The organism is Halorhodospira neutriphila (assembly GCF_016584055.1).
Taxonomy (GTDB): domain Bacteria; phylum Pseudomonadota; class Gammaproteobacteria; order Nitrococcales; family Halorhodospiraceae; genus Halorhodospira; species Halorhodospira neutriphila.
Genome location: NZ_NRSH01000119.1, coordinates 1 through 6,720, shown reverse-complemented (window position 1 = coordinate 6,720; position 6,720 = coordinate 1). Strand labels below are relative to the sequence as shown.

The window sequence follows — 6,720 nt, the reverse complement described above, 5'->3', positions numbered from 1 at the left end:
GAACCAGGGGCGCGCCCCCCGGCTGGGCGCGCCCCTGGTTCCAGGCCCTGCTCCTGCGCGCCGGGGCGATGCGCCTGGCGGTGCCGCTGGTCAAGCTCCACAGCGTGCTCTCCTGGGAGCGCGACGAGCAGGTCGAGCCGGCCCTGGGGCAGCCGTACTGGATGCACGGGGCGATCTACCACCGCGGCCGCTACGTGCGCGTCGTCGACACCGCGGCGCTGGTGCTGCCCGAGGAGCGGCGGCCGCCGCCCGCGGAGCGGCGCCGGGGCCGGCTGCTGGTCCTCGGCGAGGGGGAGTGGGCCCTGTCGACCCGGGAGCTCGGCGACGTGCTCAAGCTCCAGCCCGAGCAGGTCCAGTGGCGCTCGGCGCAGGGGCGGCGGCCGTGGCTGGCCGGCACCGTGCGCGAGCACCTGTGCGCGCTGCTCGACCCCGAGGCCCTCGTGGCGCTGCTCGAGCGCGACGTCCCGCCCGAGGACGGCGCTGGCCTCGCCGCGACGCCCCGGGCAGAATAGCCGCCTCGGGCCCCAATTCCCCTAGCGAACGGGAGCTGATCATGGCAGAGAGCGAATCGGTCCAGCTGGAGGATCTCGATCAGGCGGAGAGCCCGACGAGCCAGTGGGTGACCTTCCGGCTCGGCGACGAGGAGTACGGCATCGACGTCATGCAGGTCCAGGAGGTCCTGCCGCCGTCGGAGATCGCGCCGGTCCCGGGAGCGCCGTCGTTCGTCCTCGGCATCATCAACCTGCGCGGCAAGGTGGTGACCGTCATCGACACCCGCCTGCGCTTCGGCCTCGAGCCGCGCGAGGCCGACCACAAGAGCCGGATCATCGTCATGGAGGTCGGCGAGAACGTCGCCGGCATCCTCGTCGACGGCGTCGACGAGGTGGCGAGCGTGCGCGCCGCCGAGATCGAGACCGCCCCGAACGTCGCCAACGAGGAGTCGGCGCGCTATATCTACGGCGTGGTCAGCCGGGACGACGGGCTGCTCATCCTCGTCGACGCCAACAAGCTGCTCACCGAGGACGAGTGGCAGGAGGTCAGCAGCCTCTAGGGGCTTGTTGGCCGGGCCGAGGCCGGGCGCTGGGGCTGGATCTCGGCGGCCTTCACCCGGTTGCCCTGGGTCTGGATGATGGTCACCGGGTAGCCGTTGAGCAGCAGGCTCGTCCCCGGCTCGGGGATGGTCTCGAGCTTCTCGAGGATCAGGCCGTTGAGGGTCTTCGGGCCGCCGGTGCTCAGCTCCCAGCCGAGCACGCGGTTGAGCTCGCGGACGGTGGCGCTGCCCTCGGCGAGGTAGATGCCGTCGCTGCGCCGGGTGATCGACTGGGTCACCGCCCCCGGGTCGGTGGTGAACTCGCCGACGATCTCCTCGAGGATGTCCTCGAGGGCCACGAGCCCGAGGATCTCGCCGTACTCGTCCACCACCAGGCCGATGCGCTCGCGGTGGTGCTGGAAGTTGAGCAGCTGGGTGTGCAGCCCCGTCCCCTCGGGGATGAAGAGCGGCTCGGTCAGCCGCGCCTCCAGGTCCTCCGGCGTGAAGCTGCCGCGCACGAGGTCGCCGGCGACCCGGCGCAGGTGGATGAAGCCGAGGACGTGGTCGATGGTGTCGCGGTAGACCGGCAGCCGGGTGTGCTGGCTGTTCATCAGCCGCTCGAGGGTCTCCGGCCACGGGTCGTTGAGGTCGATCCCGGCGATCTCGGGACGCGGGATCATGATCTCCTCGGCGCTCGCCTGCTCCAGGTCGAGGATGCTCAGGAGCATGCGCTGGTGGCGCTGCGGGATCAGCCCCCCGGCCTCGTTGACCACCGTGCGCAGCTCCTCGTAGCTGAGCTGGCCCGAGGAGACGTCCTCGACCCGCACCCGGATGAGGCTGAGCAGGGCGTTGGCCGAGGCGTTGACCAGCCAGACGAGGGGGTAGAGCAGCCGCAGCAGGGGCCAGAGGACGTAGGCGCCGGGGAAGGCGAGCCGCTCGGGGTGGATGGCGGCGAGGGTCTTCGGCGCCACCTCGGAGAAGATCAGGATGACCAGCGTCAGCAGGCCGGCGGCCACGGCGATGGCCCCCTCGCCGTAGAGCCGCATGGCGATGACCGTCGCCAGGGAGGAGGCGGCGATGTTGACGAAGTTGTTGCCGAGCAGGATGACGCCGAGGACCCGGTCCGGGCGGCGCAGGAGCCGCTCGGCGAGGCGCGCGCCGCGGTGGCCCTGCTTGGCGAGGTGGCGCATGCGGTAGCGGTTCAGCGACATCAGCGCCGTCTCCGAGCCGGAGAAGCAGCCGGAGAGGACGATCAGGACGCCGAGGGCGGTGAAGAGCAGGCTGAGGGGGATCTCGCTCAAGGAAGAAGGGGCCTTCTCGCCGGGTCGTTCAGGTACGGATGCGCTGCGCCAGGGCGGGATCGGCGCAGAGCCGGGCCAGGGTCTCGGCGTCGGGCCGCCGGGGGCGGTCGCGCTCGCCGTCGACGATGCACAGGAAGCCGAGGGGCTCCTCGCCGGTGGCGTGGAGCTGGTGCAGCTCGTTGGGGGCGATGTAGAGGCAGTCGATGGGCTCGACGGCGTGGAGCGCGCCGCCGAGGACGACCTCGGCGCGGCCGCGGACGATGACCACGACGTGGGCGTGCTCGTGGTACTCCAGGCTCGTGTAGCCGCCCGGGTCGACCTCGAAGTAGCGGGTCTCGAAGCCCGGGCTCACGCCGCCGGCGCCGGCGCCGACGAGGGTCTGGCGGCGGGCGCCGCTGAAGTGGGTGCCCTCGGCCTTGTACGCCTCCTCGGTGACGCCCTGCCAGCGGAAGTCCCGCTCGCGGAAGACCCTCGAGCCCTCACCGTCGCTTGCCGCCATCTCCCGGCTCCCGCGCTCAGTGGCCCTCGACGACCGCCTGCAGGCGCTGCGCGGCGGCGGTCAGGTCCCCCTGGGCGTAGAGGCTACCGCCGATGAGCAGCACCGTATCGCGGCCGTAGCGCTCGAGCCAATACCCCGCCCGGGCGGCGTCGACGCCGCCGCCGGGGGTGGGCAGCGCCGGGCGGATGCCGTCGAGGGGGCGGCGCAGGCGGTCGTTGATGCGCTCGCACAGCGGCTGGTCGTAGGTGGGGAAGCGCCCCTCGGCGTTGGTGTAGACGACCATGTCGGCGCCGAACAGCCGGGTGATCTCGCCGAGCAGCAGGGCCGGGTCGAGGCCGTGCTCGGCGCCGGCGACGGAGCCGGCGAAGGCCGGGTGGGCCATCAGCGCCAGGTCGTAGCGCTCCCGGGCCCAGATCAGGGCGTCGAGGCCGGTGAGGAAGGGGCAGATGAGCACCGCCTTGCAGCCGGCCTCCTGCGCGGCGTCCAGGCGCGCCTCGAGCTCGCCGCGCGGGGCGGTGACGTTGGGCAGGTAGAGCGAGGCGCGGCCGGTGGCGGCGTTGGCCTCGTCGACCGTGCGCTGGCAGGCGTGGAGGCGCTCGCGGAACGGCGAGCTGGCCTGGTCGCAGAGGCCGTGGTCGTCCTTGATGAGGTCGATGCCGCCGCGGGCGAAGTCGGCGCAGTAGCCGGCGAGGGTGGCGGTGTCGAGGCCGAGGGGCTTGAGTGCCGTGGAGGTCAGCGCCCGCTCGCCGGCGCCGAGGAGCCCGCGCACCCCGGCGATCCCGTAGCGCGGGCCGCCGAGGGCGCGGAGCAGCGCCGGCGTCCACTGGATGTCGGTGAGCCGGATGCCGCTCTTCAGGGAGATGTTGCCGAAGAGGTTGTTGAGCAGCTGCGTCGGCTCGTAGCCGGTGATCGCCTCGGGGAAGGCGAGGACGAGGTGGTAGCGGCCGTCCTCGCGGGGCTCGAGGGCCTCGATGCGGGGGACCACCTCGTCGTAGACGTGCGCCGGGATGCAGCGCGACGGCAGCTCGGCGCTCTGCTCGAGGGCCACGCCGCGGGCCTTGTCCTCGGGGTCCTCGCCGGGCCGGCAGGTAAGCTCGTAGGTGACTCGCAACGCCTCGGACACAACAGCTCCTTTGCAGGTATCAGGGGTGGGTGGACAGGGGGCCGGTGAACTCGGCCACGAGGGTCGTCCCGCCGCCCTGGTCGCGGGCGCGGGCGACGGCGCTCTCGGCCGCGTCGAGCAGGGTGTCGCGGTTGCTCCCGTGGTCGGGGTAGGCGGCCACGCCGGCGGAGACGGAGGCCGGCTCCAGGGGGGCGCCGCGCCGCCGGACGCGCAGCTCGCTGAGCTCCTCGCGCACCCCCTCGGCCCGGGCGAGGCCGCTGCTCAGGGGGGCGTCGGGGAGCAGGAGGGCGAAGCCGCCCTCGCTGAAGCGGCAGCAGACGTCCGAGCCGCGGAAGGAGCGCTGGATCCAGTCGGCCATGGCCTGGAGCAGCCGCTCGGCGGTATCCAGCCCGTGGCGCTGGCCGATGCCGCTGAAGTGGTCGAGCTCCAGGCGCACGAGCACGAGGCTGGCGGCGATCCGCTGGGCGCGGTGGAGCTCGCGCTCGAGGGTATCCTCGAGGTAGCGGCTGTTGAACAGCCCCGTGAGCGGGTCGCGGACGTTGCGCTGGCGGACGCGCCGCTGCAGGGTGTGGCCGGCGAGGCCGACGGCCGCGGCGCTGGCGAGGGCGCTGAGCAGGGCGTGCTGCTCCTCGCCGAGGGCCTCGGCGCCCTCGAGGCGCAGCTCGCCGAGGGTCAGCCCCTGCGCTGTCAGCGCCAGGCAGAGCTGGTTCTCCCCTTGCGGCGGGAGGGTCTGCACCCGGGCCTGGGCGGGCGTGTAGGCGACCTTCCCGTCGGGGGACCAGCGCGCGCTCAGCTGCCAGCCCTCCCCCTCCAGGGCGCTGTGCCAGAGCTCGCCGCCGTGGCCCGGGATGAGCGCCACGCAGTGCTCCACGAGGGCCTGGATGGCCTCCGCGTGGCCGTGGCTATCGGCCAGGGCGCTGAGGTAGGCTCCCAGGCTGGCGAGCCACTCCGGGGTGCTGGTGCCGGAAGACGGTGCGGTCATGCCCACGACTCTCGAGTTGGCCTCGTATCAGCGTCACCTTAAACCAACTGTGCGCAACCAGCTAGCCGAGCCCAACGGAGGCGTTCATGGCGTACCTCACCACCGACCTCTGCGATGCCTACGCCGAAGACCCCGAGGTGCAGCTGCGGGTCGTCAACCCGATGTTCCTCGGCTTCGGGGGGCGGCGGCGCTTCGCCGGGCCCGTGACCACCCTCAAGCTCTTCGAGGATAACGTCCTCGTCGGCGAGACGCTCCGCGAGCCGGGCAACGGCGGGGTGCTCGTCGTCGACGGGGGCGGCTCCATGCGCTGCGCGCTGCTCGGCGACCGGCTCGCCGCCGCCGGCCGCGACAACGGCTGGGCGGGGGTGGTGATCTACGGCTGCGTCCGGGATAGCGCCGAGCTCGCCGGGATCGACCTCGGCGTCCAGGCCCTCAATACCCACCCCCTCAAGAGCCAGAAGAAGGGGCTCGGCGAGCGGGACGTCTCCGTGAGCTTCGCCGGCGTGACCCTCCAGCCCGGGGAGTGGATCTACGTCGACGAGGACGGCATCGTCGTGGCGGACCGGCAGCTGAGCGGCTAGGGGAGGTCGCGGCGTTGAGTGCGGATTCGGTGCGCCTGGACCGCTGGCTCTGGGCGGCGCGGTTCTTCAAGACCCGCCGCCTGGCCCTCGAGGCGGTCCAGGGCGGCAAGGTCGAGGTCCACGGCGGCCGCGCCAAGCCGAGCCGGGCGGTGCGGGTCGGCGACCGGCTGACGATCACCAAGGGCGAGCAGCGCTTCGAGGTCGTGGTCCAGGACCTCGCCGAGCAGCGCGGCCCGGCGAGGGTGGCGGAGACCCTCTACGAGGAGACCGAGGAGAGCCGTGAGCGGCGCCAGCGGGAGGCCGAGCAGCGGCGGCTGAGCGCCGCCGCGGCGCCGCGCCCGGACCACCGCCCCGACCGGCGGGAGCGCCGGCGGCTGTCGCAGCTCAAGAAGGGTCGTTGAGCTCGAGCGCCGCCTCGAGGCGGGCGGCGAGGTGCTCGAGGACGCGCACCCGGGCGTAGCGCTTGTCGTTGGCCGGCACCACCTCCCACGGCGCCCCGCGGGTGCTCGTGCGCGCGAGCATGTCCTCGACGGCCGCCTCGTAGGCGGCCCACCTCTGCCGGTTGCGCCAGTCCTCGTCGGTGATCTTGTGGCGCTTGTGCGGCTTGGCCTGGCGGTCGCGGAAGCGGCGCAGCTGCTCGTCGGCGTCGATGGCCAGCCAGAGCTTGACGACGCTGATCCGGGACTCGAGCAGCTGCGCCTCGAAGTCGTTGATCTCCTCGTAGGCGCGCTGCCAGGCGGGCTCGTCGGCCAGCCCCTCGACGCGCTCGACGAGCACCCGGCCGTACCAGGAGCGGTCGAAGACGGCCAGGCGGCCGTGGCCCGGCAGGGCGCGCCAGAAGCGCCACAGCCACGGCCGGGCCCGCTCCTCGTCCGAGGGCCCGGCGACGCGGACGACCCGGTAGTAGCGCGGGTCGAGGGGCTCGGTGAGGCGGCGGATGACCCCGCCCTTGCCGGCGGCGTCCTGGCCCTCGAAGACGACCGCTACGGCGCGGTCGCGGAAGGCCGGCGAGCGGCTCAGGCGGGCGAGGCGCTCCTGGGCGGCGGCGAGGCGCCGGCGGTAGGTGGCCTTGTCCAGGCGGGCCTCGAGATCGAGCTCGGCGAGCCGCCGGCGCCGCCGCGGCGCCGGCGGTGCCGGCGGCCGGGCCGCGGCCGCCACGGCGGTCTCCTCGCCGGCGAGCCGCTGCTCGCAGGCCTCGGCGAGC

Annotated in this window: 8 protein-coding genes and 1 pseudogene; 4 read left to right on the top strand and 5 right to left on the bottom strand. The window is 73.6% G+C overall.

Going from position 1 to position 6,720, the window contains the following annotated elements:
- A partial coding sequence (locus tag CKO13_RS09695; RefSeq protein WP_200260170.1) for a chemotaxis protein CheW occupies positions 1-512 on the top strand: 512 nt, incomplete at its 5' end.
- A gap of 41 nt (positions 513-553) precedes the next feature.
- Complete coding sequence (locus CKO13_RS09690) at positions 554-1,051, top strand: chemotaxis protein CheW (protein ID WP_200260167.1); 498 nt, start codon at positions 554-556, stop codon at positions 1,049-1,051.
- Here the strand turns inward: CKO13_RS09690 and CKO13_RS09685 are convergent.
- Genes CKO13_RS09685 through CKO13_RS09670 form a run of 4 tightly spaced genes read right to left on the bottom strand, consistent with a single transcriptional unit; the run spans position 1,048 to position 4,935 of the window.
- Positions 1,048-2,331, bottom strand: a complete 1,284-nt coding sequence (locus CKO13_RS09685) for an HlyC/CorC family transporter (RefSeq protein WP_200260164.1) — start codon at positions 2,329-2,331, stop codon at positions 1,048-1,050. The genes CKO13_RS09690 and CKO13_RS09685 overlap by 4 nt on opposite strands.
- A 28-nt stretch (positions 2,332-2,359) precedes the next feature.
- A complete protein-coding gene (locus CKO13_RS09680; protein WP_200260161.1) occupies positions 2,360-2,830 on the bottom strand; it encodes a cupin domain-containing protein in 471 nt (156 codons plus the stop codon).
- Positions 2,831-2,846: 16 nt separating this feature from the next.
- Positions 2,847-3,953, bottom strand: a complete 1,107-nt coding sequence (locus tag CKO13_RS09675) for a RuBisCO large subunit C-terminal-like domain-containing protein (RefSeq protein ID WP_200260159.1) — start codon at positions 3,951-3,953, stop codon at positions 2,847-2,849.
- A gap of 19 nt (positions 3,954-3,972) precedes the next feature.
- Entirely contained in the window at positions 3,973-4,935 is a 963-nt protein-coding gene (locus CKO13_RS09670; RefSeq protein ID WP_200260156.1) for a GGDEF domain-containing protein, read from the bottom strand.
- 86 nt (positions 4,936-5,021) lie between these two features.
- On the opposite strand from CKO13_RS09670, the gene rraA reads away from it, so the two are divergent.
- Positions 5,022-5,516 (top strand): ribonuclease E activity regulator RraA, encoded by a 495-nt coding sequence (rraA, locus tag CKO13_RS09665; protein ID WP_200260153.1) that lies wholly within the window; start codon positions 5,022-5,024, stop codon positions 5,514-5,516.
- A 14-nt stretch (positions 5,517-5,530) separates the two neighbouring features.
- Positions 5,531-5,917 carry an RNA-binding S4 domain-containing protein gene (locus CKO13_RS09660; RefSeq protein ID WP_200260150.1) on the top strand — a complete coding sequence of 129 codons (387 nt, stop codon included), beginning with the start codon at positions 5,531-5,533 and terminating at the stop codon, positions 5,915-5,917.
- Here CKO13_RS09660 and CKO13_RS09655 read toward each other — a convergent pair.
- Positions 5,901-6,720: pseudogene (locus tag CKO13_RS09655) on the bottom strand (polyphosphate:AMP phosphotransferase); the annotation flags it as partial. The gene CKO13_RS09660 and the pseudogene CKO13_RS09655 overlap by 17 nt on opposite strands.

Coding starts and splice junctions, on each gene's coding strand:
- CKO13_RS09680 (WP_200260161.1), bottom strand. CDS start 2,830: ATGGCGGCAAGCGACGGTGAGGGCTCGAGGGTCTTCCGCGAGCGGGAC.
- CKO13_RS09690 (WP_200260167.1), top strand. CDS start 554: ATGGCAGAGAGCGAATCGGTCCAGCTGGAGGATCTCGATCAGGCGGAG.
- CKO13_RS09670 (WP_200260156.1), bottom strand. CDS start 4,935: ATGACCGCACCGTCTTCCGGCACCAGCACCCCGGAGTGGCTCGCCAGC.
- rraA (WP_200260153.1), top strand. CDS start 5,022: ATGGCGTACCTCACCACCGACCTCTGCGATGCCTACGCCGAAGACCCC.